The sequence below is a fragment of the Roseobacter insulae genome (assembly GCF_019375555.1).
GTDB classification, from domain to species: domain Bacteria; phylum Pseudomonadota; class Alphaproteobacteria; order Rhodobacterales; family Rhodobacteraceae; genus Roseobacter; species Roseobacter insulae.
Genome location: NZ_JAHXDN010000002.1, coordinates 933,705 through 956,104 on the forward strand (window position 1 = coordinate 933,705; position 22,400 = coordinate 956,104).

24 protein-coding genes and 1 tRNA gene are annotated in these 22,400 nt (G+C 60.9%); 20 read left to right on the forward strand and 5 right to left on the reverse strand.

What is annotated here, in order from left to right; genetic code table 11:
* Positions 1 to 18: 18 nt before the first annotated feature.
* The 5 genes from KX928_RS10705 (at position 19) to KX928_RS10725 (ending at position 4,378) form a co-directional block, all read left to right on the forward strand.
* Positions 19 to 1,218: an N-acetyltransferase DgcN family protein gene (locus KX928_RS10705; protein WP_257883661.1), complete on the forward strand. Its 1,200-nt coding sequence runs from the start codon at positions 19 to 21 to the stop codon at positions 1,216 to 1,218.
* Positions 1,215 to 2,336 (forward strand): alanine/ornithine racemase family PLP-dependent enzyme, encoded by a 1,122-nt coding sequence (locus tag KX928_RS10710; RefSeq protein WP_219501801.1) that lies wholly within the window; start codon positions 1,215 to 1,217, stop codon positions 2,334 to 2,336. The genes KX928_RS10705 and KX928_RS10710 overlap by 4 nt, the downstream gene beginning before the upstream one ends.
* A 173-nt stretch (positions 2,337 to 2,509) precedes the next feature.
* Complete coding sequence (locus KX928_RS10715) at positions 2,510 to 2,647, forward strand: hypothetical protein (RefSeq protein WP_219501803.1); 138 nt, start codon at positions 2,510 to 2,512, stop codon at positions 2,645 to 2,647.
* 71 nt (positions 2,648 to 2,718) lie between these two features.
* Complete coding sequence (locus KX928_RS10720) at positions 2,719 to 3,225, forward strand: hypothetical protein (protein WP_219502150.1); 507 nt, start codon at positions 2,719 to 2,721, stop codon at positions 3,223 to 3,225.
* 286 nt (positions 3,226 to 3,511) lie between these two features.
* Positions 3,512 to 4,378, forward strand: a complete 867-nt coding sequence (locus tag KX928_RS10725) for a transglutaminase family protein (protein ID WP_219501805.1) — start codon at positions 3,512 to 3,514, stop codon at positions 4,376 to 4,378.
* Between the two features lie 212 nt (positions 4,379 to 4,590).
* Here the strand turns inward: KX928_RS10725 and KX928_RS10730 are convergent, their stop codons facing one another.
* The 3 genes from KX928_RS10730 to KX928_RS10740 all read right to left on the reverse strand — a co-directional run bounded on the left by KX928_RS10730 (position 4,591) and on the right by KX928_RS10740 (position 8,928).
* Entirely contained in the window at positions 4,591 to 6,399 is a 1,809-nt protein-coding gene (locus tag KX928_RS10730; protein ID WP_219501807.1) for a DUF3363 domain-containing protein, read from the reverse strand.
* Positions 6,400 to 7,427: 1,028 nt separating this feature from the next.
* Positions 7,428 to 8,696, reverse strand: a complete 1,269-nt coding sequence (locus KX928_RS10735) for a DUF6538 domain-containing protein (RefSeq protein WP_219501809.1) — start codon at positions 8,694 to 8,696, stop codon at positions 7,428 to 7,430.
* A 142-nt stretch (positions 8,697 to 8,838) separates the two neighbouring features.
* A tRNA-Ser gene (locus KX928_RS10740) sits at positions 8,839 to 8,928 on the reverse strand.
* A gap of 161 nt (positions 8,929 to 9,089) precedes the next feature.
* Here KX928_RS10740 and KX928_RS10745 point away from each other — a divergent pair.
* The 10 genes from KX928_RS10745 (at position 9,090) to KX928_RS10790 (ending at position 17,099) form a co-directional block, all read left to right on the forward strand.
* Positions 9,090 to 9,929: a DUF2059 domain-containing protein gene (locus KX928_RS10745; protein WP_219501811.1), complete on the forward strand. Its 840-nt coding sequence runs from the start codon at positions 9,090 to 9,092 to the stop codon at positions 9,927 to 9,929.
* A gap of 2 nt (positions 9,930 to 9,931) precedes the next feature.
* Positions 9,932 to 10,741: a DUF2059 domain-containing protein gene (locus KX928_RS10750; RefSeq protein WP_219501814.1), complete on the forward strand. Its 810-nt coding sequence runs from the start codon at positions 9,932 to 9,934 to the stop codon at positions 10,739 to 10,741.
* A 188-nt stretch (positions 10,742 to 10,929) separates the two neighbouring features.
* On the forward strand, positions 10,930 to 11,598 hold the full coding sequence (locus tag KX928_RS10755; protein ID WP_219501816.1) for a 50S ribosomal protein L21: 669 nt from the start codon (positions 10,930 to 10,932) through the stop codon (positions 11,596 to 11,598).
* Positions 11,599 to 11,609: 11 nt separating this feature from the next.
* Positions 11,610 to 11,879: a 50S ribosomal protein L27 gene (rpmA, locus tag KX928_RS10760; protein ID WP_195820307.1), complete on the forward strand. Its 270-nt coding sequence runs from the start codon at positions 11,610 to 11,612 to the stop codon at positions 11,877 to 11,879.
* A gap of 94 nt (positions 11,880 to 11,973) precedes the next feature.
* Positions 11,974 to 12,474: a GNAT family N-acetyltransferase gene (locus tag KX928_RS10765; protein WP_219501819.1), complete on the forward strand. Its 501-nt coding sequence runs from the start codon at positions 11,974 to 11,976 to the stop codon at positions 12,472 to 12,474.
* The gene (locus KX928_RS10770) at positions 12,471 to 13,073 is read left to right on the forward strand and encodes a LysE family translocator (protein WP_219501821.1); all 603 of its coding nucleotides are present in this window, start codon (positions 12,471 to 12,473) and stop codon (positions 13,071 to 13,073) included. The genes KX928_RS10765 and KX928_RS10770 overlap by 4 nt, the downstream gene beginning before the upstream one ends.
* A gap of 2 nt (positions 13,074 to 13,075) precedes the next feature.
* Positions 13,076 to 13,612: a GNAT family N-acetyltransferase gene (locus KX928_RS10775; protein ID WP_219501823.1), complete on the forward strand. Its 537-nt coding sequence runs from the start codon at positions 13,076 to 13,078 to the stop codon at positions 13,610 to 13,612.
* Positions 13,613 to 13,647: 35 nt separating this feature from the next.
* Complete coding sequence (gene obgE, locus KX928_RS10780; RefSeq protein ID WP_219501824.1) at positions 13,648 to 14,682, forward strand: GTPase ObgE; 1,035 nt, start codon at positions 13,648 to 13,650, stop codon at positions 14,680 to 14,682.
* Complete coding sequence (gene proB, locus KX928_RS10785; protein WP_219501826.1) at positions 14,670 to 15,776, forward strand: glutamate 5-kinase; 1,107 nt, start codon at positions 14,670 to 14,672, stop codon at positions 15,774 to 15,776. The genes obgE and proB overlap by 13 nt, the downstream gene beginning before the upstream one ends.
* Before the next feature lie 57 nt (positions 15,777 to 15,833).
* A complete protein-coding gene (locus KX928_RS10790) occupies positions 15,834 to 17,099 on the forward strand; it encodes a glutamate-5-semialdehyde dehydrogenase (protein ID WP_219501828.1) in 1,266 nt (421 codons plus the stop codon).
* Here the strand turns inward: KX928_RS10790 and KX928_RS10795 are convergent.
* Entirely contained in the window at positions 17,096 to 17,692 is a 597-nt protein-coding gene (locus KX928_RS10795; RefSeq protein WP_219501830.1) for a histidine phosphotransferase family protein, read from the reverse strand. The two genes, KX928_RS10790 and KX928_RS10795, sit on opposite strands and share 4 nt — an antisense overlap.
* A 28-nt stretch (positions 17,693 to 17,720) precedes the next feature.
* Here KX928_RS10795 and KX928_RS10800 point away from each other — a divergent pair, with 28 nt between their 5' ends.
* From KX928_RS10800 to olsA, 3 genes are all read left to right on the forward strand, one after another.
* Positions 17,721 to 17,903, forward strand: coding sequence for a DUF3553 domain-containing protein (locus KX928_RS10800; protein ID WP_219501832.1), 183 nt, complete (start codon positions 17,721 to 17,723; stop codon positions 17,901 to 17,903).
* A 127-nt stretch (positions 17,904 to 18,030) separates the two neighbouring features.
* Positions 18,031 to 18,795, forward strand: coding sequence for an L-ornithine N(alpha)-acyltransferase (olsB, locus tag KX928_RS10805; RefSeq protein WP_219501834.1), 765 nt, complete (start codon positions 18,031 to 18,033; stop codon positions 18,793 to 18,795).
* On the forward strand, positions 18,792 to 19,613 hold the full coding sequence (gene olsA, locus KX928_RS10810) for a lyso-ornithine lipid O-acyltransferase (RefSeq protein ID WP_219501837.1): 822 nt from the start codon (positions 18,792 to 18,794) through the stop codon (positions 19,611 to 19,613). Before olsB ends, olsA begins: the two co-directional genes overlap by 4 nt.
* A gap of 33 nt (positions 19,614 to 19,646) precedes the next feature.
* Here the strand turns inward: olsA and KX928_RS10815 are convergent, their stop codons facing one another.
* Positions 19,647 to 20,219 carry a PA14 domain-containing protein gene (locus tag KX928_RS10815; RefSeq protein WP_219501839.1) on the reverse strand — a complete coding sequence of 191 codons (573 nt, stop codon included), beginning with the start codon at positions 20,217 to 20,219 and terminating at the stop codon, positions 19,647 to 19,649.
* A 295-nt stretch (positions 20,220 to 20,514) separates the two neighbouring features.
* Here KX928_RS10815 and rpsB point away from each other — a divergent pair, with 295 nt between their 5' ends.
* Together rpsB and tsf are read left to right on the forward strand one after the other, a co-directional pair.
* Complete coding sequence (rpsB, locus tag KX928_RS10820; protein ID WP_219501841.1) at positions 20,515 to 21,387, forward strand: 30S ribosomal protein S2; 873 nt, start codon at positions 20,515 to 20,517, stop codon at positions 21,385 to 21,387.
* A gap of 75 nt (positions 21,388 to 21,462) precedes the next feature.
* Complete coding sequence (gene tsf / locus KX928_RS10825; RefSeq protein ID WP_219501843.1) at positions 21,463 to 22,338, forward strand: translation elongation factor Ts; 876 nt, start codon at positions 21,463 to 21,465, stop codon at positions 22,336 to 22,338.
* Positions 22,339 to 22,400 lie beyond the last annotated feature (62 nt).

Sequence of the window (22,400 nt, forward strand, 5' to 3'; positions counted from 1 at the left end):
CTTGGCAAAGGAAACATCATGAAACCGATCAATGAACAAAAACTGGAGACACGGCTGTCAACCATGGGTCCGCAAGCCCCACCGTATGTGCCCGTATCACATCTACCTCATGCCCGCGAGGTTCTATCCAAGGACGCGCCCACAGCGGTGGTCTATTGCGAGGGAAACTTCGGACAGATCGACGGCAAGACCGCGAATGGGCTTGTCCGCCACTCGCAAGCATACCGAATTCTTTCGGTCATCGACGGCAGACTTGAAGGGCGCGACAGCGGGCAGGTGCTGGACAATGTGAGCAATGGCATCCCCATCGTTGGAGACCTCGAGGCTGCGGTTGTGCGTGAAGCGCATATCCCTGACACGTTGATTTACGGGATGGCGCCCTCGACAGGAAAGCTATCGGTTGCAGATCGCGAGATCGTGCTCGATGCAATCGCGCTCGGGATGAACATCGTTGCAGGGCTGCACGAATACCTTGGCGATGACCCCGAGATTTCGGCTGCCGCTGAAACAGCCAAGGTGACGATCCGTGATATCCGCAAACCAAGGCCCAGCAAGGACATGCGTTTGTTTGACGGAAGCGTGTCCAAGGTCAAGGCGATCCGCATCGCTGTGCTGGGAACCGATTGCGCCATCGGCAAGCGCACGACGGCAACTGTCCTGGCGAAGGCGCTGAATGCGCTTGGCATCAAGACGGTTCTCGTCGGCACCGGACAGACCGGGCTGATGCAAGGCGCGAAATACGGTGTCGCCATGGATGCTGTCCCGCCGCAATTTTGCTGTGGCGAACTCGAGCGGGTGATTGTTGAGGCGTCTCAACACGAAGAGCCTGATATCATCCTGATCGAAGGCCAAGGCGCACTCAGCCATCCGGCCTTTTGCACATCGGCCTTCATCCTGCGCGGAAGCCAGCCACAGGCCGTCATTCTTCAACATGCGCCCAAGCGGGTCCATCGCTGCGACTTCCCCGACATGCCAATGCCGGAACCTCGGGACGAAATCGCCCTTATTGAAGCCTTTGCCGAAACGCGGGTGATCGGTCTGACACTCAACCACGAGGCAATGACCGAGGCCGAGGTCGATCATGAAATGAAGCGTCTTTCGCGCGATCTCAGCATCCCGGTGACGGACGCGCTGACGCGGCCGGAGGCGCGTCTTACCGACATGGTTCTTGCCGCCTTTCCACAGTTTCGGCCCATGCCTTTCGTGGCCGCGGAATGACCTCGCCGCGCGTGGAGATTGATTTGGGCAAGATCCAGGAAAACGCGCGATGCCTCGTCCGTCGACTTGCTGCTCGTGGAATCTCCGTCACCGGTGTGACCAAGGCCGTATGCGGCCATCCTGACGTTGCAATGGCCATGCTGGACGGTGGCGTTGTTGGCCTTGCCGACGCGCGCGTCAGCAACGTCATTCGGATGCGGGCAGCAGGGATCGCATGCTCAATCTCGATGATCCGCGCACCATTGGTGAATGAGAAGAACGACGTCATTCTTTCCTGTGACGCAAGCTACAATACGGAGATTGATACCATCCTGAAGCTCGGCGCTGCCGCAAAGGATCAGGGGGCCGTACACGATATCATCCTGATGGTGGAAATGGGTGATTTGCGCGAAGGCATAATGGCGGAGAACCTCAACGAGTTCGCCTCACGGGTTGTTGCAACGCAGGGTGTCGCCTTCAAGGGGATTGCCGCAAACTTCGCCTGCTTGGGCAACGTTGCACCGACGCCTGGCGATATGGCCATGCTCTCGCGACTGGCCGACCAGGTCGAAAGCGAATGCGGACCGTGTGTGGCGCTGGTGTCTGGCGGCGGCTCGGCCAATCTGGCATGGGCACTCGGCAAAGGGGCGACTGGGCGGATCAACAATCTGCGTCTGGGAGAGGCGATCCTGTTGGGCATCGACCCGGTGTCAGGGCAACCGATCAATGGTCTTCATACAGATGCATTTGCTCTCTTTGCCGAAGTAATCGAAGCAAGGCCCAAACCGAGCTCAATATCGATGAGACCGAGTGTCCCGAAACAGGGGCAGCTCGAACTGGTTTCGGATGGCGGTCAAGGAAACCGAGCCGTCCTTGCCATCGGGGAACAGGATACGAATGCAAGTGGCCTGTGTCTTCCATCGGGGTTTGGGTTGATCGGTGCGACGAGCGACCACACCGTTGTCGATACCGCCCATATCACCTTACCCGTCGGGTCCGAGATGAAGATGGGCTTGAGCTACAGCGCGCTCATGCGGGCAATGAGCGCTCCCGATGTCGCAAAGAGTGTTCATGGCAAGCAATCGTTGAAAGGAATTGCACTGGACCGGGAACCCCACCGTGTCCTGACACTGGTGTGATGTCCAAAAGACCGACCGGCGAGCCTGCGGTTGTCAAGTTCCGCCGCCTTGCCCGACACCGCGCCACAGGTGAACGGCCGGTCCATGCCCACATAACGATGAGCCGCTTTTGAGAACTCGAGCCTGTACAAGGCACGGAACGTCCAGCGGAAAACCCGAAAAGGAAAAAGATAATGTCTTTCAAAGACCTGACGACAAGAGCTGCCGCCCTGCTGAAACCCAAATCCGCAGAACCGTCGAAGAAGGAACCGGAAATCAATGCGCCCGATGCCGGTTCGAAGTCGAGTACGCCGGATTCCACGAAATCCTGAAGACCGCGCTGAAGTGGGCTGGTTTGGCATGCCGGCGCGAAACAGATCTTCAATTCAATGGAGTGCCCGATATGGACGACCAAAGAGCCAAGACCGTCGCGATTTTTTGCCGGCCTTTCAAGCTTCCCGGCTTCGATGAAACGCTTCCTGCCGGTGAGTATGATGTCGAGACAGATGTCGCCACACCGCCTGATCACAAGGACCCCGAAGCCTGGAAGGCTTCGGTCGTTGCTCAACTGCGCCCACGCGACTCCCATTCAGGACTGACACGGAGCCTGTCCGTTTCGCTGGTCGATCTCGACCGCGCCCGCGCGAAAGACAAACTGTCCGGAAAGGACTTGTCACAGGTCTTTCTCGAACAAATGCTGGCTGATCCGATGGTGCAACTCGTCATGCAAGCAGACGGGGTGTCCGAGGCGCAACTCCGCTATCTCTACTCGGGATCGCGGACGACGCAGGAGGATATCGATCTCCTTGACCCGAAAACCGACGACCATGCACCGCGAGCGGTGCCGCGGGAGATCTTTGATGTTCACAAGGCTGAGAATGAAGGAATGCCGTGCCGACCGCGGACTTGATTCTATCCGAACGGTGTGGGGCAAGTGTTTCAATGAGACAAGGGATTGCGAGAAAATGATGCCAACGAAGGAAAATTACATCATCATTGATCAACCCAAACGTGCGCTTGGTGACGGACCGCAGGAGCGGGCCTGCCTGCGCTGTAGAGCTTCTTTTGGGAGCGAAGGGTTCGGCCAGCGCATCTGTGCCCGCTGCAAAAGCACTTCGGCCTGGCGCGCGGCGATGCCGGAGGGCACAGGTCAAGGTCGGCGTCGCTCAGGCGGTCTGTCGTCTTAGGCCCGTCCCATGCCGTCGATTGCGATCATACACACGACCAGCTACCGCTATCGCTCCGCCGTGGTTCTTGGTCCGCACAGGCTGATGCTGCGTCCCCGAGAGATGCGGGACCTCACCCTGACAAAATTCGACCTTGAGATAGCCCCGACCGCTCGTATCGTCTGGTCCCACGATGTTTTCGGAAACGCCATCGCCATCGCCAACTTTGCTGTCACAACGGATACGCTCTCGATCCGGTCCCGCACGATTGCCGTTCTCACCGCGCCTGACTGGCCCGTCTTCCCTATCGCAGCCTCCGCGGCGTCGTACCCATTCCTTTATTCCGCCGAGGACTGGACAGATCTCGGGGCACTCTCCACGCCGCAATACGCCGACGACGCCGGGCACTTGTTGAACTGGGTCGAGCAATTCGTCATGGGCAGGCCCACGGATACGCTGTCCCTCCTGAAGGATATCAGCAACGGGATCACAGCGCAGATCGCGTATCAGAGCCGCGAGACGGAAGGCACGCAAGGGCCACTGGAAACTCTGGACAGAGGCTGGGGCTCGTGCCGCGACTTCGCCGTCCTCTTTGCCGAGGCCGTCCGGACGTTGGGTCTTGGAGCGCGTATAGTGTCCGGCTACCTCTACGATCCCACACATGACCGGCTTGGATCAGCTGACGCGGGCTCCACGCATGCATGGGTCGAAGTCTTCGTTCCCGGGGCCGGTTGGATCCCGTTCGACCCAACCAACAGGTCCTTGGGATCGGCCAACCTGATCCCGGTGGCCGTTGCGCGAAACATGTCCCAGATCGCTCCGGTAGCCGGCAGCTTCCAGGGAGAAGATACCGATCTCCCCGCCATGGAGGTGGTCGTCAGCGTCGAGGAAGGGTGATTATGCCACTGCCAGATGGCGCCCGGGTCAGTTCGGATCAATCGATCAGTCCCGACGCGAAATGTGAGGGATGACCGGATGGACCTGTTTCGGATGCCTTGACTTGGATGCCTGCCCACCGATCCGGGGGCGGAGATTCCGCCAGAGTCGGCGGTCTGGGCAAACAAGATGCGCAGCGATTGCTGACGCAAGGCAACTGAACGGGCGGAAGCTCACAACCCAAGCCCCCGCTTCCGGCCGAACGCCCAGTCCACACCGCCTCCCGGCAGTCCAACACCTCCGATCTGCTGCCCCATCCGTCGTTCCAGCGCGCCGTTCCATGGGACGAGGCTGAAGCCGAGGCCGTTGTCGATCATGGCGAAGCGGCCGCTGGGGAGTTGGGTGCTGCCGACCAGTTCGCCTCCGAAGCGGCTGCCGGTTTTGATAGGGGTCCAGTCGCGGCCGCGTTCCGCTGCCATGGCGCGGCCAACGCGGTCGACCTCACGCCCCTCCAGGCGTTGAATCAAGTCCTTGGGCGCGCGGATGCGTCCTTCCCCAAGGTCGACCGCGTCCGCGCGCGCTACCAGCACGCGCTTGCGGCGGTCCATCGCCCGGCCTGCCTCTGCGCCGAAGCCGGTCTCCCTCACTGAATCCCGCCGCTGCGCCACCAGTTCCCGGTCGAGCCAGGTCGCGCCTTCGTGGGTCACCTGCTGGTCCAGACCGATGGGTGACAATACCGCCATGCGCGGGCCGCGTCCGTGGCGTTTGCGGTCGTAGGCCGTCCCGCGTTTCGGCAGGTCTTGTGGCACCGACCAGTGATCATCGCCATGACGCTCAACGATCCCGGCTCGCCGCAGGGCCTCAAGGCGGCGCACATGGGCCGCAACGAAGCGGTCCGGATCGGGCGTGATCCCCTGTTCCGTTGCGATTTCGATGTGCCGGGACGGGCGATAGTTGCCGTCATTCTCAGTGGCCGAGAGGATGTTCCAATCAGCCGCCCGTGGCTCGGTTAGCGGAGGTGTCGCCGACACGATCATGCCGCGTCCGATGCCGTCACACTGGTCAGCGCGGAGCTCGATCTGGTGCACCCGACCGTCGGTGCCGTCAATGACCAGCTGCATCCGGTCGCCAGACCCGTCGCCCGCGAGTTCCTTGGCGAGCAGGCGACCGACAATCTGCTGCTGCAGTCCGTCTCTGTGCATCGTGAGTTGCGCCGTCCCGCGTTGCCCTTCAAGGTCGTTGGCCTCCAACGCGCGATACATGGATTTGATGATATCACCGCGCTCCCCCATCGCACGCAGGGTCGGTTCCGCGCTGTCATTCAGATGCCAGACGCCCGGGTCGATTTGCTGCGCAAGTCCGAGTTTTTCGAGATACTGTGCCCGCCCGATCAACAGCGCCCGGTTGCGCTTCATCGTCTCCAGCATGTCCTTGTCCGGTCGCAGATCGGCGAACTCGTTGTTCGCCCGCTGCTCGGCCATCAGCATCCGGTCGAGGCGGGTAAAGCGCTCTGCGTTTACTTCGCGGCGCAACTGATCGGTGACCTCAAGGTCGGTCTGGCGACCCAGTTCCAGCGTCAATATCCCGCTCGCGCGTTCGCGGATTCCATGCGCGATATAGTCGCCAGCGATGTTCAGGATCTTGCCGTCATCGGTCATGCCCCGGACCAGGATATGGCTATGCGGATGCCCGGTGTTGTAGTGATCGACAGCGATCCAATCGAGCCGCGTCTGCAGATCGGCCTCCATCTGGGTCATGAGATCGCGGGTCGTCTGGCGCAGGTCGGACAGATCAACGCCATCCTCGGCCGAGACGATGAAGCGGAACTGGTGCCGGTCGTCGCGACCCCGGTCGAGGAAGTCCCGACCGTCGGCGATGTCCGCATCTGTGGAATAGACCTGTCCCTTCTCACCGTCGCGGGTGACGCCATCGCGCTCCAAATACCGCAGATGGGCTTCAACCGCCTTGGCGCTGACGAAAGAGCGCCCACGCGTCGCGCCACGCTGCGGGTTCAGCTTCACGATCCGCGCTTTCACGGTCACCCGGCGGGCCCGCGTTCGGGTCCCGTCCAGGCCGCGGGACCACGGATTCCGGCCCTTCAACGCCGCCGCCACCTTGGCACCCCGACCCCGGGCGTTGAACCGTCCGCTGCCTTCCTCTTCCCGGCCAACTGGTTTGGATCGCCCCCCGCACGGCGGATTGCACGATGTACATCGGCCAGAAATCCCCGCGCCTGGCGCCGCACGCGCGGGGCGCTCTGGGTGCGGGCCCGGACCTTGCCGGGGCGGATGTGGAAGTCGCTTTCGTTGCGGGTCATGCAGCCACGATCAACGCCTGTTCCGGGTCAATCAAGCGGTGTTTGAGGGGTGTCGAAGCATGGCGTGCAAAGAGAAGTCGTAGCGGGCTATCGCGTGAAGGCACCGCGCGGCGTGCCACGTCAGGGCATTGAAATCATTCATAAAACGGGGAAACCTTGCCGCAAGACACCGTGCGATTCATCGTGCGTTGCGCCAAAAAACAATGTGCAGACAACAGCTTAGGGCCACAGGCCCGGCCAGCGAGGAACTCGCTTTATCTTGCCATCCCCTTCCGTTCTCCCTGGCGGCTCTCCCAAGCGGCGGTTCAGGCGATCTTTCGCATGATTCCAACGAGCCAATGCTGCCGACCGAACCGGCTTGATTCGAAATACGGCAGCAGCGCTCTGAGGTGCGCCGGTCGCCGGTCGAATTCATCACGAAACGCCGAAGCGCCAGACAATCCAACTGTCCGATCTGCACGCTATGGCAAGCTGTTTTGCGAGCCGCGGGTTGATGCCCTGCACAAGACGCACGCGCCGCCCCATGCTATCTCGCATGACACTGTCAGCACGCCCTTCAACGTCTCGTACGCGTTCGGCCCAGCCAGTCGATGCCTTGCGGATCGAGGCGGCGCTGGTGAAGGTCGCCGTGCTGGTCGCTAACGACCCGGCCTTCGCGCCAGTCTTCGAGCGGCTGGAAGTGGAACTGGCCGCGGCCGTGAAGAAGGAGGAGCAGCTGTCGGACGCGCAGCGCCGTGCGCGGGCGCTGCTGGCTCAGAAGGCGATGCGCGCGACGAGTTCTGCGACGTGTTCCAGCGACGCGCCCTTGCCGTATCGTTCCCGGTCGAGCCGGTGACCGAAAAGGTCGCGGCGGATGCGGTCGTCGATCCCGGCGGCAAGCATCCGGTCTTCAAAGGCATGTCGCAGGGAGTACATCGAGTGGCGCGGGGTCTCGAGCAGGCCGTTGGCGCGGAGGAACTTGTTTACGACCGCGCTCAGGGTGGCGCGGTTCCGGTAGCGGGGAAAGCCCTCGGGGTACTGCTTGAGGGCTTCTAGAGAGACACCGGTCAACGGGATCACGCGGCGCGCATAGTGGCTCTTCAACTGCCGTCCCTCGGGTTCGATGGAGATATGCGGCACGTCGCAGTCCAACCGGATCGTGTCTGCTGTCAGCGCCGCCCCTTCGGACGGGCGGTAGCCGGTGTTGATCATCCCCAGGAGCAAAGCGCGCGCCTGACCGTTCAACCCGTCGAGCGCACCGGGGGCGAGCAGGCGTGTCCTGATCCAGTCCTCGCTGAAGGGTGGCCGCGTCAGCTTCTCACCTTCCTTGAAGGACAACTCGCCGAGCGGCAGCTCCAGGCCAAGTCGCTTCATCGTGTTCACGGTCTTCAGCACGTCGCCGAGGTGGATGAGGTCCTTGTTGGCCGAGTTCGCCGTGACCTCTCCCGCCTCGATCCGGTCGAGCCAGTGCTGGCGAAAGTCCAGCATGTCGTCGCGGGTGATGTTGGCGATCTCCTTGTTGCCAACGACCGCGACGAAGTTCTTCACAGCCTTCTTGCGTGGCGCTTCCCAGCGGCGCAGCTGGTCCTCACTCTTGCCGAAGGTCTTCTCTCTCGCGAGCGTCCAATAGAGTTGCAGCGCCTTGGTGACCGTGATGCGCGGTTCGGGAACAGTGCCGAGAAGGGCGGCGGCCTCGACGGGGTCGGGCTGGTTCGCGAGGGCCGGAATGGCCTCGACGCGTTCTACAACGTCCTCGACCGGCAGTTTGGCCACACTGCCCGCGTCCAGATACCGGAAGCCCCGCGCCCGGGCGAGGTCGCGGGCGGCTTCGTAACGGACTTCCGCATCCTCGCTGTTCCCGGCCAGACGGGCCTCCCAGGCCTCTATCATCTGGCTCCACGCGCGATCTGCCTTACTCCTCGCAAGCATTTCAGAGTCGGTGTGCAGGCTGATCCAGACCGTTTCGCGCGGCTCAACCCCGCGATACCGGCGTGGAACGCGACGTCTCAGGTGAAAGGTGCGACCCCGCTTGGCAATGCTCACGACGGAAAATCTCCGCATTTGTGCAGCAAATTGTGGTGCAAAATGTGCAGCAAATCAAGCGGACCAAACACCGCCGTCAGCGCGAAAATGCCGAATCTTACTCTGATATCAGTGTGTTGAGGTGAGTTGTCTTAGCCAAAAATGGCGGAGAGACAGGGATTCGAACCCTGGGTAGGCTTGCACCCACAACGGTTTTCGAGACCGCCCCGTTCGACCACTCCGGCACCTCTCCGCGGGGGTCTGGTGGATGGGCGTTTATTAGGCTTTGCGGGCTGTGACAAGAGGGGATCAGCCTGCATTCGGTGAACACGGGAAATTTCATTGCTCGTTCGTACAAATGCCCTAAGCTTCGCGGCGACTGGCAAACAGGCCAAAACGATGCAGGAGATACCCATGACCGCTCTGATCCGTCACAGCGCCTTTCTTTTGATGACCGCCCTGGTGGGGCTGGTGTTTCTGACGCCCGCTCGGGCCGCCAATCTGGACCGGCTTGAAGCCTTTCTTGAAGTGACGGGATTTGACGTGGCGTTGGAGAGCATTCGGTTGAGCGCGGAGAATGCGCCCAACATGATCGGGCTTGAGGCGGATGACTTCGGCTCGGAATGGACGCGGCTTGTGGAGGATGTGTTCGACACGGAACAGATGCATGGGATGGCGCTTGAAATCCTGTCTCAGACGCTCGACGATGATCTGCTGACACATGCGGTGGACTTCTACGCCTCTGATCTGGGTCAGAGGCTGGTCGTCGCGGAAAACGCCTCTCACATGAAGGAAGACGAGGACCTGAAGACCGAAAGCGGCGAGGCGATTGTGGCGGGTCTGGTGCGCATCGGCTCCCCCCGGCTTGAAGAACTCAAGCGTCTCAACAAGGCGACCGGGTCCGAAGATGCCTCCGTACGCGCAATACAGGAGGTGCAGGTGCGGTTCCTGATGGCGGCGGCCTCGGCCGGTGTGATCGAGCTTCGGATGGAGGAAGCAGACCTGCGCGAAAGCCTGAAAGCGCAGGAAGGCGAATTGCGCCGGGGTATGCAGATGGCCGGCCTGTCCGGGTCCGCCTATACCTATCAGGCGTTTTCGCACGCGGATATAACGGCTTACGCGGATGCGTTGGAGCACCCCAAGATGCAACGGGTCTACGAGCTGATGAACGCGGTGCAGTTCGAGATCATGGCCAACCGGTATGAGGCGGTCGCCCAGCGGATGCAATCTCTGCAGCCCAGTCAGGACCTGTGATCATGCGTGTCCTCGCGCTTGTGATTGTGCTGTGCGGGGCAGCAATGCCCGCTTGGGCGGACGCACGTATCACCGTTTTGATGGATGCCATGCGCATACCCGAACTAACCGATGTCATCCGGTTGGAAGGGCTGCAGGATGCGGAGGGTCTGAATGCCGACATGCTGGCCGGGCAGGGCGGTGCACTGTGGCACAACCAGGTGGAACGGCTTTATGACCCCTCCCGGATGCAGGATCTGCTGTACCTTGCCTTGCAGCAGGGGCTCGATGACGCCGCGCTGGATGGATGCGTCGCGTTCTTCGATACGCAACGCGGTCAAACCATCACCGAATTGGAAATCGCGGCCCGGAAGGCCATGCTGGACGAGGCTGTCCAGGATGCCGCAGCGGAGACATACCGGGAACTGTCCAAAGACAAGGATCCGCACGCGGGTCTTGTCGCCGCTTTCGTCGAAGCGAATGATCTGCTGGAGCTTAACGTCGCAATCACGATGAGCAGCAGCTTCCAGTTTTATCAGGGCCTTGCGGATGGTCGCCTGCTGGAGATGTCGGAAAGCGATATTCTGAAAGACGTCTGGGCGTCGGAGAACCGTTTGCGGGAGGAGTCGAAAGACTGGATTAATGGCTATTTTCTGCTGGCCTACCAACCCTTGGACCTGCCTGATCTGGAGGCATATCTGGCTTTTTCGCGCAGCCCCGCCGGTGTTGCGCTGAATGCGGCCTTGTTTGCCGGTTATGAGGATGTTTTTCGCGAAGTCGCCTACGGCCTTGGCCGTGCTGTCGCTCTGAACGCATCGGGCAATGACATCTAGGCCTGATGCTGCTTGACATGGGCACGCAGCTGGTGCAAATGGCAGCTTCATGTGCAAGGTCCGGTTCGCCGGGCCTTGTCGGTTTATATCACGATCACTCTTAATCGGGTGCGCTGTTCGAGGTGGCCAGCAGGCCAAAACGCCCGGAACCGGGGACCACAGGACGCGGTAGAGCAAAGGAAAGACGCATGTTCGCGGTCCTCAAGACCGGCGGCAAGCAGTACAAGGTTCAGGCGGGCGACACGCTCCGCGTTGAGAAACTGGCTGCTGACGCAGGTGAAAAAATCCAATTCAATGACATTCTGATGCTGGGAGGCGACAAGACTGTTGTCGGCGCACCCTTCGTCAAGGACGCCGGTGTTCAGGCCGAGGTCGTCGATCAGATCAAGGGCGAGAAAGTCATCAATTTCGTCAAGCGTCGCCGGAAGCACTCTTCCAAGCGCACGAAGGGCCACCGTCAGAAGCTGACGCTCGTCAAGGTCACCGATATTCTGGCCTCCGGTGCCGGTAAGTCCGGCGTCAAGGCGGCGATGGGTGCGGGTTCCGTCTCGGTGAAGGCGGTTGAGGCAGCGGCTCCCAAGAAGGCAGCCCCGAAAAAGGCCGAGGCCAAAGCAGAGGCGCCGAAGGCCAAAGCGGCTCCGAAAGCCAAGGCCGCTGGCGCGGACGATCTGAAGCAGCTCAGCGGCGTGGGCCCTGCGCTGGAGAAGAAACTGCACGCAGCGGATGTCACGACATTTGCACAAATCGCAGCATGGACCGATGAGGACGTAGCTGCTATGGACGAGAAACTGTCGTTCAAAGGTCGGATCGAGCGTGAAGGCTGGATCGAACAGGCCAAAGAACTCAGCAAAGGCTAAGGAGAGACCAGATGGCACATAAAAAAGCAGGTGGTTCATCCCGGAACGGCCGCGACTCAGCGGGCCGCCGTCTTGGCGTGAAACTCTACGGTGGCCAGGCGGCTATCCCCGGCAATATCATCGTGCGTCAGCGCGGGACCAAGTTCTGGCCGGGCGAAGGCGTTGGCATGGGCAAGGATCACACGATCTTTGCAACTGTCGATGGCGCCGTGACATTCCACAAAGGTCTGAAAAACCGTACGTTTATTTCGGTCCTGCCGGTGGCGGAGGCCGCTGAATAAGCCCTTCCTCAAGGACATGACACATTCAGGGGGATCGGCGATACCGCCGGTCCCCTTTCTCATTTTTGCCATACCAAAGTGTTAGGTCTCGACGATGTCGACTTGCATCCATACCACAAGGCTTGTGCTCCGTCGCTTTCGCGATACGGACGCAGCGCGGGTAGCGGACCTGATCGGCAACCTGTCGGTATCGCGCTGGCTGACGCGCGTGCCCCATCCCTATACCGAAGCGGACGCGCTGAGCTTCTTTGCCCGCCAATCCGACGATGACCTGACCTTTGCGATCACGCGGGCCGATGAGGTGATCGGTGCCTGTGGCGTCGATGACGACCTTGGGTACTGGCTGGGGGAACCCTATTGGCAAAAGGGATATGCCACGGAAGCAGCCAAGGCGTTGGTCGACAAACACTTCGCCACAAGCAAAGCGCCGCTGACCTCGGGCTACATCGTGGGAAACACCGCATCCTGCCGCCTTTTGTCAGGGCTCGGTTTCGCGCCGACCCACCGTGAGGATGTGCTGTCCCCGGCGTTGCGCACAACGGTGTCGGTGCAGAAGATGGCGCTTACCAGCGACGCGTGGGAGGGCAGGGCATGAGTGTCGCCGTCGCCAGTTTCGCGGTCTTCGCAGCGTCGCAGGTCGGTACACCCGGACCCGCCAACATGGCGCTGATGGCCACGGGCGCGCGGTTTGGGTTTCGCGCGGCGCTGCCTTTCGTGGCCGGTGTCGCCCTGGGCAAACAGCTGGTGATCTGGCCGGTGGGCTATGGCCTGATGGAACTGGCCGCGCGCGCGCCATGGGTGTTCGAGATGCTGAAATATATCAGTGCCGCCTACATCATCTGGCTGGCGTGGAAGGTGGCGAACATGCGGTTGGGAACGACCCGAGAAGCCGGATCGGCACCGGGCTTCCTCGCGGGGCTGATCGTGCATCCTCTCAACCCAAAGGCCTGGGCGATGATTGTCGGCGGTTTCACTGCCTTCGTCGCCCCTGGAACCGCAACGCTGGAGGCGACGCTGACCATCGCGCTGGTTTTGCTCGGGTGCCAGGTTTTTCTGCATCCACTGTGGACACTTGCTGGTGATGCGATCGCGAGGACGGTAGCAGGCACGGCTTATGAACCCTATCTAATGTGGACCCTCGCGACGTTGACCGTCGCCTCGGTCCTGTTCGTACTGTTCGGAGGAGGGACATGACGATGGAAATGAAAAAGATCGCATTACAGCCCGTGGTGGAAACGGAGCGTTTTGACCTGCGCCCGCTGCGCAAGTCAGATATGGGCCTCATCGAACTGTATGGCGGGGACGCGCGTGTTGCGCGGATGACAACCTCCATTCCGCACCCTGTTCCTCCGGGGATGACCGAAGCCTTCGTGGCGCGCGCCATGGCGGATGAACGGGACGAGGACGTCTGGGCGATGGATGGGTCAAAATCCGGCGCGTCCGAGGTGATGGGGCTGATTTCCCTTGAACGCATGGACCGGGAGCAATCCGAGGTCGGCTACTGGGTCGCACCGCCTTACTGGAACACCGGCCTTGCATCGGATGCCGTTCAGGCGCTGGTCGATGCCAATCCGCTGAACAACTGCACCATGTTTGCCAGTGTTTTTCAGGACAATCCGGCTTCGGCGCGGGTGCTGACCCATTGCGGCTTTGAGTATCTGGGGGACGCGGAAAGTTTCAGCGTGGCGCGCGACACAACCGTGCCGACCTGGACCTATCTGCGAAAACTGTGATTGAGGGCAGCGCCCCTAAAGGCTAGGAAGCCAGCATGAAGTTTCTCGATCTGTGCAAAGTATACATCCGTTCCGGTGCGGGTGGTGGCGGCTGCGTCAGTTTCCGGCGTGAGAAATACATCGAATACGGCGGTCCCGATGGCGGGGATGGCGGCACCGGCGGGTCTGTTTGGGCAGAGGCGGTCGAGGGGCTGAACACGCTGATTGATTTTCGCTACCAGCAGCATTTCTTTGCCAAGAACGGTCAGCCCGGGATGGGCCGTCAGCGCACCGGTAAAGACGGGGACGACATCGTCCTGCGTGTTCCGGTTGGCACTGAAATCCTTGACGAAGATCAGGAAACCGTGATTGCCGACCTAACCGAAGTGGGCCAGCGCGTACAGCTGGCGCGGGGCGGTAACGGCGGGTTTGGCAACCTCCACTTCAAATCTGCCACCAATCAGGCGCCGCGCCGGGCCAACCCGGGCCAGGAAGGGGTGGAACGCACCCTGTGGCTGCGCCTGAAACTGATCGCGGACGTGGGCCTGCTGGGCCTGCCCAACGCGGGCAAGTCGACGTTTCTGGCGGCAACTTCGAATGCGCGCCCGAAGATCGCCGATTATCCCTTTACGACCCTGCACCCCAACCTGGGCGTTGTGGGCGTGGACAATACCGAATTTGTCGTCGCTGATATTCCGGGACTGATCGAGGGCGCGTCTGAAGGGCGCGGCTTGGGTGATCTGTTTCTGGGCCATGTGGAACGCTGTTCGGTGCTGCTGCATCTGGTGGATGGCACCTCGGAGACCGTGGCCGAGGATTACAGAACAATCATTGACGAGATCGAAGCCTATGGCGGGGATCTGGCCGAAAAGCCGCGCGTGACAGTGTTGAACAAGATCGATGCGCTGGATGAGGAAGAGCGTGTAAGCCGCCGTGCTATATTGGAAAAAGCCAGCGGTGGACAGGTCATGATGATGTCTGGCGTGGCGCGCGAAGGTGTCACGGAGGTGCTGCGCGCCTTGCGCGGGCAGATTGACGAGGATCGCCTGCGTCATCGCCCGGCGGTGGAGGATGAGCCGTGGCATCCCTGACGACAGCGCGCCGCGTGGTTGTCAAGATCGGCTCGGCACTGCTGGTGGATCGCGCAACCGGGCACTTGCGCTCCGCCTGGCTGACCTCGCTTGCAGCAGACGTGGCCTGGTTGAAATCGCACGGTGTGGATGTCGTGCTGGTCTCTTCGGGGTCCATTGCATTAGGACGTGAGGCCCTGAAACTGCCCGCGTCGGAATTGCCGTTGGAGCAGTCTCAGGCCGCAGCTGCCGTGGGACAGATCAGGCTGGCGCGCGCCTACGAGGAGGCGCTTGCACCACATGACATCACCACAGCACAGGTTCTCGTCACGCTGGAGGATAGCACGGATCGTCGCCGCTATCTGAACAGCCGTGCAACGCTGGAACAACTGCTGTCATTGGGCGTTGTGGCGATCGTGAACGAGAACGATACCATAGCCACCGATGAAATCCGGTTTGGCGATAATGATCGCCTCGCGGCGCAGGTGGCCGTGACCGTCGGGGCGGATCAGTTGATCCTGTTGTCCGATGTGGATGGTTTTTATTCGGCCAATCCCGTCGACGACCCGGACGCCACTCGTTTTGACGTGATCGAAAAAATTACACCGCAGATCGAGGCGATGGCGGGGGACGCGGGATCAGGCCTGTCCAAGGGCGGGATGAAAACCAAGCTGATGGCGGCCAAAACGGCGACAGCCGCAGGCTGTGCGATGGCAATCACCGAAGGGTCGCCGAACAACCCTCTGAGGCTGCTTGACAGCGGGTCGCCCGCCACGTGGTTTACCGCAGATACGGACCCGCGCGCGGCCCGAAAACGCTGGATTGCTGCGATGAAACCCAAAGGAACGGTCACATTGGACACAGGGGCCGTAAAGGCCCTGATGTCTGGCAAAAGCCTGCTGCCCGCGGGTGTTGCCGCGATTGATGGCCGTTTTCAGCGTGGCGATGCGGTAGCAATCGCCGATGCATCGGGGCATGTTCTGGGCCATGGTCTGTGTCGCTATACCGCCGATGAGACACGTATCATAAAAGGCCGTCAGTCGCAGGAAATCGAGGCGCTGCTGGGGTACCCGGGGCGCGCGGCTTTGATTCATCGTGACGATATGGCACTCTGATCTGTGCCGGCCATTGTCCAGGCCACGGCAACGACTTCAAGTATGGGGCGTAACGTAATGAAAGATTTAGAAGATATTCCAGCGTTGATGGCAGAAATCGGCAAGCGCGCCAAGGCGGCGGCAGCCACGCTGGGATTTGCCACTGCGGAGCGGAAACACGCGGCGCTGATTGCGGCGGCGGAACATGTGTGGGACCACCGGGCCGCCATTCTTGAGGCTAATGAAAAGGATCTGGCCTTTGGCCGTGACAAGGGCCTGTCGGGTGCGATGATGGACCGCCTGGCGCTGGACGAAGACAGGCTGCGCGGTATCATCGACGGGCTGCGGTCAGTGGCAGAGCAGACCGATCCGGTGGGCGAGGTGATTGCCGAATGGGACCAGCCCAGCGGGTTGCACATCCAGCGCGTGCGCACCCCTTTGGGGGTTGTTGGCGTGGTCTACGAAAGCCGCCCGAATGTGACGGCTGATGCCGGTGCGCTTTGCCTGAAGGCCGGCAATGCGGTGATTTTGCGCGGCGGGTCGGAAAGCTTTCATTCCTCGACAGCGCTGCATGCTTGCCTAGTGCAGGGATTGAAGGACGCGGGCCTGCCGGAAGAGGCGATCCAACTCGTCCCCACGCGGGACCGGGCGGCCGTGTCCGAGATGCTGACGATGACCGATACGATCGACGTGATTGTGCCGCGGGGGGGCAAAGGCCTTGTCGGATTGGTGCAGCGCGAGGCGCGGGTACCCGTGTTTGCCCATCTGGAGGGCATTGTTCACATATACATTGATGCTGCCGCTGACCCTGAAAAGGTTCTGAAAGTGGTGCTGAATGCGAAAACCCGGCGCACCGGTATTTGCGGGTCGGCAGAGTGCCTGCTGATCCATCAGGACGTAGCGCAGACCATCGGCCGCGACGTCATCAAGGCATTGATCGATACCGGCGTCGAGGTGCGCGCCGACCGCGCATTGTCAGGGATCGAGGGGACCGTGCCCGCCAGCGAGGACGACTGGGGCCGTGAATTTCTCGACATGATCATTGCGGCCCGCGTGGTACCTGATCTGGATGCGGCAATGGCTCATATTCGGACCCACGGGTCGAACCACACCGATTGTATCCTCACCGAAGACCGGGGCGCCGCCCGCCGTTTCATGACGGAACTGGATTCCGCCATCCTGATGCATAACGCATCGACCCAGTTTGCCGATGGTGGCGAGTTCGGCATGGGGGCTGAAATCGGTATTGCGACAGGTAAAATGCATGCCCGCGGCCCGGTGGGGGCAACCCAGCTGACAAGTTTCAAGTATCTGGTGACCGGAGAGGGGACAATACGCGCCTAGAAGCGCAGTTTAACCTCGTCGTCATTGATCTCGGTGACAACCCGTCTGCCATCGTCACCGGCGATCAGCGGCAGCAGGGCAAATTGCACCTGTGCGGGGCGCAGATCCTTTGGTGGTTCCCTGGTGGCGAGAATATCCCACAGCGGCTGATCTATGTTCAGCTTGTCAGCCCGGCCGTGCAGCAGCCAGCTGCCTTCGTGCTGGCTGATCTCGATACGACCACCATAAGGCATCGCGTTTTCCAGGCATTGGAGCGCGAGAAAGGACATTCTGACGCTGGCGCGCGGCTGCGCATCCATCGGGCCCCATGCAACGTCCAGCCGGCTGGCCTCCATCAGGTCATCCAGAATCGAAATCACTTCCGCGCGTCCCATCATCTGTTCCCCGGCGGCCCCGAAGGCGATGCGAAAAAACCGGATGCGCGCGCTGGCGTTGCCAACACTTTCCTGGATGAGGTCGATCTCCGGACCGGGGGTCCCCCCCGACATGCCCAACAGCTCCAGCCCATTGTTGATGGCCCCGATTGGCGATATCAGGTCATGACAGATGCGGCTGCCGATCAGTGCGGCAAGGTTAACATTGGTATGGCCCATCTAGTGTCTCCTGCGCGAAAAGGGTGTCATGGAAGATTTGAACGCGATCCTGTCACCCGGCATGCTGGTGCAACACCCCGATCGACCGGAGTGGGGTACCGGACAGGTGCAAAGTAATGTAAATGCCCGCGTCACCGTGAATTTTCGAGACGAAGGAAAAGTCGTCATTGATAGCACTCGCGTTGCCCTGATCCCCGTATTTGATGGCTGAAGAATATTGCCAAAAGGTTAACGATACCATGCAGATTGTAAACCAGTCACAGTGCCGCGTTGCGCAAAATGGGCTATAGCTTTATCAGCGGGCACATCGAGACGGCACGGGGGCAGGTTCTGCAGCGATGACCAAGACACAGCAGAATCCGTTTTCGGTGAAACTCGCCGGCACCGAAGACGAGCTTCAGGCCGCGCAGCGCCTGCGCTATGCGGTTTTCGTGGAGGAGTTGGGCGGCGGCGGTGACCTTGTGGATCATCACGCAAGGTTGGAGAAAGACCGGTTCGATCCATATTTTGACCATCTGCTGCTGACAGATGAGCGCCGCCAGCAGGTTGTCGGGGTTTATCGCTTGATGCGCCGGGATCAGGCGATCGCCGCGGGCCAGTTTTACTCGGCCGATGAATATGATCTGTCGGTGCTGCTGGGCTCGGATCGCCGTGTTCTGGAATTGGGCAGGTCATGCCTGCATCCCGACTACCGCGGGGGGATGGCGATGTTCCACCTGTGGAACGGATTGGCGCGATACATCTCTGAGCATGATATCGAGGTGTTGTTCGGGGTCGCCAGTTTTCATGGCACCGACATCGCCTCGTTGTCTGCGCCCTTATCCCTGTTGCACCATCGCCATCTGGCGCCGGAGGATCTGCGGGTGCGTGCGCAACCGGCAGCCTTCCAGAAAATGGACATTGTGCCGGAGAGCCAGCTGGATGCCCGCGCGGCGATGCTGGCGGTGCCCGCACTGATCAAGGCCTATCTGCGCCTTGGAGGCTTTGTCGGCGAAGGCGCGTTTATCGACCACGGTTTCAACACCACCGATGTCTGTCTGATTCTCGACACCCAGCGAATGAATGAACGGCAGGCGCGCCTGTACCAGGGCCCTGCCGCATGAACGCGACGTGGCAAGGGGATGCACCCCCGCCCAGGGCGCGTGTCGATGCTTTGGGCTGGTTGCTGGTGCTGCTGCGCGGCGCACCTTTGGGGCTGCTCGTGTTTGGCGGGCTGATCGTGCTGTTGACGATCCGCGCCGTCGAGCGTCCGGTGTTTGGTGTGGCGCGTCCGGTCACGCCCTACATCACGGTATTCGTGTGCCGCAACGCACTGCGTCTGATGGGCATTGGGTTTTACGCTGTGGGGCGGCCCATAGCGGGGCAGGGCGCTGTGGTCGCCAATCATTCCAGCTGGCTGGACATCTTTGTGCTGAACGCCGCCAAGCGGATCTACTTCGTCTCAAAATCCGAGGTGGCGGGGTGGCCCGGCATCGGCTGGCTGGCGCGCGCGACCGGCACGCTGTTCATCGAGCGCAACCGATCGAAAGCGGCCGCCCAATCGCGACAGTTCCGGGACCGGCTACAGGCCGGGCACAAACTGCTGCTTTTCCCCGAGGGAACAAGCAGCGATGGACGGCGTGTCCTGCCTTTCAAGACATCCCTCTTCGACGCATTTTTTGCGCCCGAATTGCGCGACACCCTGTCCGTGCAACCGGTGACCGTCACTTACCGGGCACCCGATGGGGCCGATCCAAGGTTTTACGGCTGGTGGGGGGATATGGATTTCGGCAGTCACATGCTGTGGATGCTGGCGACGCCGCGGCATGGCACCGTCAAGGTGGTCTATCACGATCCGATCAAGGTGGCGGACTTCAAGGATCGCAAAGCGCTCGCCCTGGCCTGCGAAGAGGCGGTGCGCGCAGCGCATCTGCACCGCTAGAGGGCAGGGGCGATGGCCCCCACCGCCACCCGTTCAATGGAAGAAAGCGCTGTCGGGCACGGGCACCAGCCCGTCGCTGTCAGGACCCCATTCCATCAGCAGGCAGGCCGACCCCTTGCGCTGGAAATAGGTTGCCTCCAGCGCGTAGTACCCGGCGGACGGCACGTCGACTTCGACCTCGCCCACATACCCGCAGGAATGCACGCCATCATAGAGGCCCACGGGTTGGTCCCCGATGGAAATCTCCAACCCGTCATTGCTGAGAAACTCAAGCACATAGCTGCCGGGCTCATCGAATTTGATGTAGCCCGAGATCTGTGCTGCGATCTTGCTCGAGACGTCGGAGGACAACACCATGTCGCCCTCTCCGGTGTCGTAGGACAAACCTGCCAGCGCGGGGCCGGGTGTCCATTTTTTCACGTCTGATCTTACTTCTTCAAGCGATCTGCCACCGAACTTGCCGGAATACGCGACCGCAAGCCCGGTGGACAGGCTGTCTTCTGCAGGTTGCGGGTCAGCGGGTGTCAGCGTGAGGACATCGGCGATGCCGGCAGATGGCAACAGGAACATCACCGCCAGCGCGGCGGCCTTGATGGATTTGGTCATGGTCACTCCCAGTTGTGATCTTGTGATCATTGCCCCCGTCTGTGCGGGCGCTTGAAGGGACCTTAGAATACCGTTTCCCCCGGAGACAAGCACTACGCGCGGTAAATGCGGTCACATATTGCCCGATTTGCGTCAATCCACTCTTGCAGCAGGGTAAGAGCTGGCCTATACGGCGCGCATTGAAACCCGCAGGCGGGGTTTGGGCCTATTGGGGGAGACATCCCCAAAGGTCCGCCGGTTGGCACCAAATGGTGTCATGCCCCCGCCGAGGATAAAACCGGAAAGGTATAACGACATGGCTCTTCCAGAGTTCACCATGCGCCAGTTGCTTGAAGCAGGCGTACACTTCGGCCACCAGACGCAGCGCTGGAACCCCCGTATGGGTCCGTTCATATACGGCGCGCGCAACGGCATCCACATCATGGACCTTACACAGACTGTTCCGATGCTGGACCAGGCCCTGAACGTGATCCGTGAGACCGTCGCCAAAGGCGGCAGCATTCTTTTCGTGGGCACCAAGCGTCAGGCGGCTCAGCCGATCGCGGATGCTGCAGAGAAATGCGCGCAATACTACATGAACCACCGCTGGCTGGGCGGTACGCTGACCAACTGGCAGACCGTTTCGCAGTCGATCAACCGCCTGAAATCCATCGACGAGCAATCCGAGCGTGGCTTTGAGGGTCTGACCAAGAAAGAGCGTCTGGGCATGGAACGTGACCAGGGCAAACTTCAGGCGTCGCTTGGCGGTATCCGCGAAATGGGCGGCCGTCCCGACCTGATCTTCGTCATCGACGTGAAAAAAGAAGCGCTGGCCGTAGCCGAAGCCAACAAGCTGGGTATCCCGGTTGTGGCGGTGGTGGATACCAACTGCTCGCCCGACGGCATCGACTACATCATCCCCGGCAACGACGACGCTGCCCGCGCGATCGCGCTTTATTGCGATCTGGCGGCACGCGCAGCACTTGACGGCATGTCCGCGCAACTGGGGGCGGCGGGCGTCGACCTTGGCGCGATGGAAGAAGCCCCCGTCGAGGAAGCGGTCGCGGAAAGCACCGGTGTCGAAGTCGGCAACGCGTCCGAAGAAACCGTTTCCGACGATGTGATGGCCAAGGATGCGCCGCTGGACATCGAATCGAAGGAAGAGACTGTGGAAAAAGCGACAAGCTGATCCGCGTCATACGCATGACATGTGGGGCAGGGACGACCTGCCTCATGATTCATATTCTTAAAAGGAGAACCTGAGATGGCGATTACAGCATCACTGGTGAAAGAACTGCGCGACAACACAGGCGCGGGCATGATGGACGCGAAAAAAGCGTTGACCGAAAGCGGTGGCGACATGGAAGCCGCCGTTGACTGGCTGCGCACTAAGGGTCTTGCGAAAGCGGCCAAGAAGTCCGGCCGCACGGCGGCGGAAGGACTGGTTGCCGTCAAGGTGGCTGGTGGTCACGGTGTGGCGGTCGAGGTGAACTCCGAAACCGACTTTGTGGGCAAGAACGCCGAGTTCCAGGAAATGGTTGCAGGGATCGCGGATGTCGCGCTGACCGTCGCCGACGTGGACGCGCTGAAAGACGCCGACATGGGCGGCAAAAGCGTCGCAACCGTCGTGACCGACAAGATCGCCACCGTGGGGGAGAACATGTCGGTGCGCCGCATGTCGACCATCGATGGCGATAGCGTTGTGTCCTACGTGCATAATGCGGCGGCTCCCGGCATGGGAAAAATCGGCGTTCTGGTTGCGATGACCGGTGGCGATGAAGCCTTTGGCAAACAGGTCGCGATGCATATTGCAGCGGTGAACCCGGCCTCCCTGTCAGAGGATGATCTGGACCCGGCGGTTGTCGAAAAAGAGAAACAGGTCCAGATGGACATCGCCCGCGAAAGCGGCAAGCCCGAAGCCGTGATCGAGAAAATGATCGTGGGCCGGATGAAAAAATACATGTCCGAAGTCACGCTCCTGAACCAGTCCTTCGTGGTCAACCCGGATTTGACCGTCGGCGATGCGGCAAAAGAAGCAGGGGCCAGCATCACCGGTTTCGTGCGTCTTGAAGTGGGTGAAGGCATCGAAGTCGTGAAAGAAGACTTCGCTGCCGAAGTCGCGAAGGCTGCCAAAGGCTAAACCGGCCTGTCACGAACAGGTACGAAACGGCGCCCGCAAAGGCGCCGTTTTTTTGTGTAATG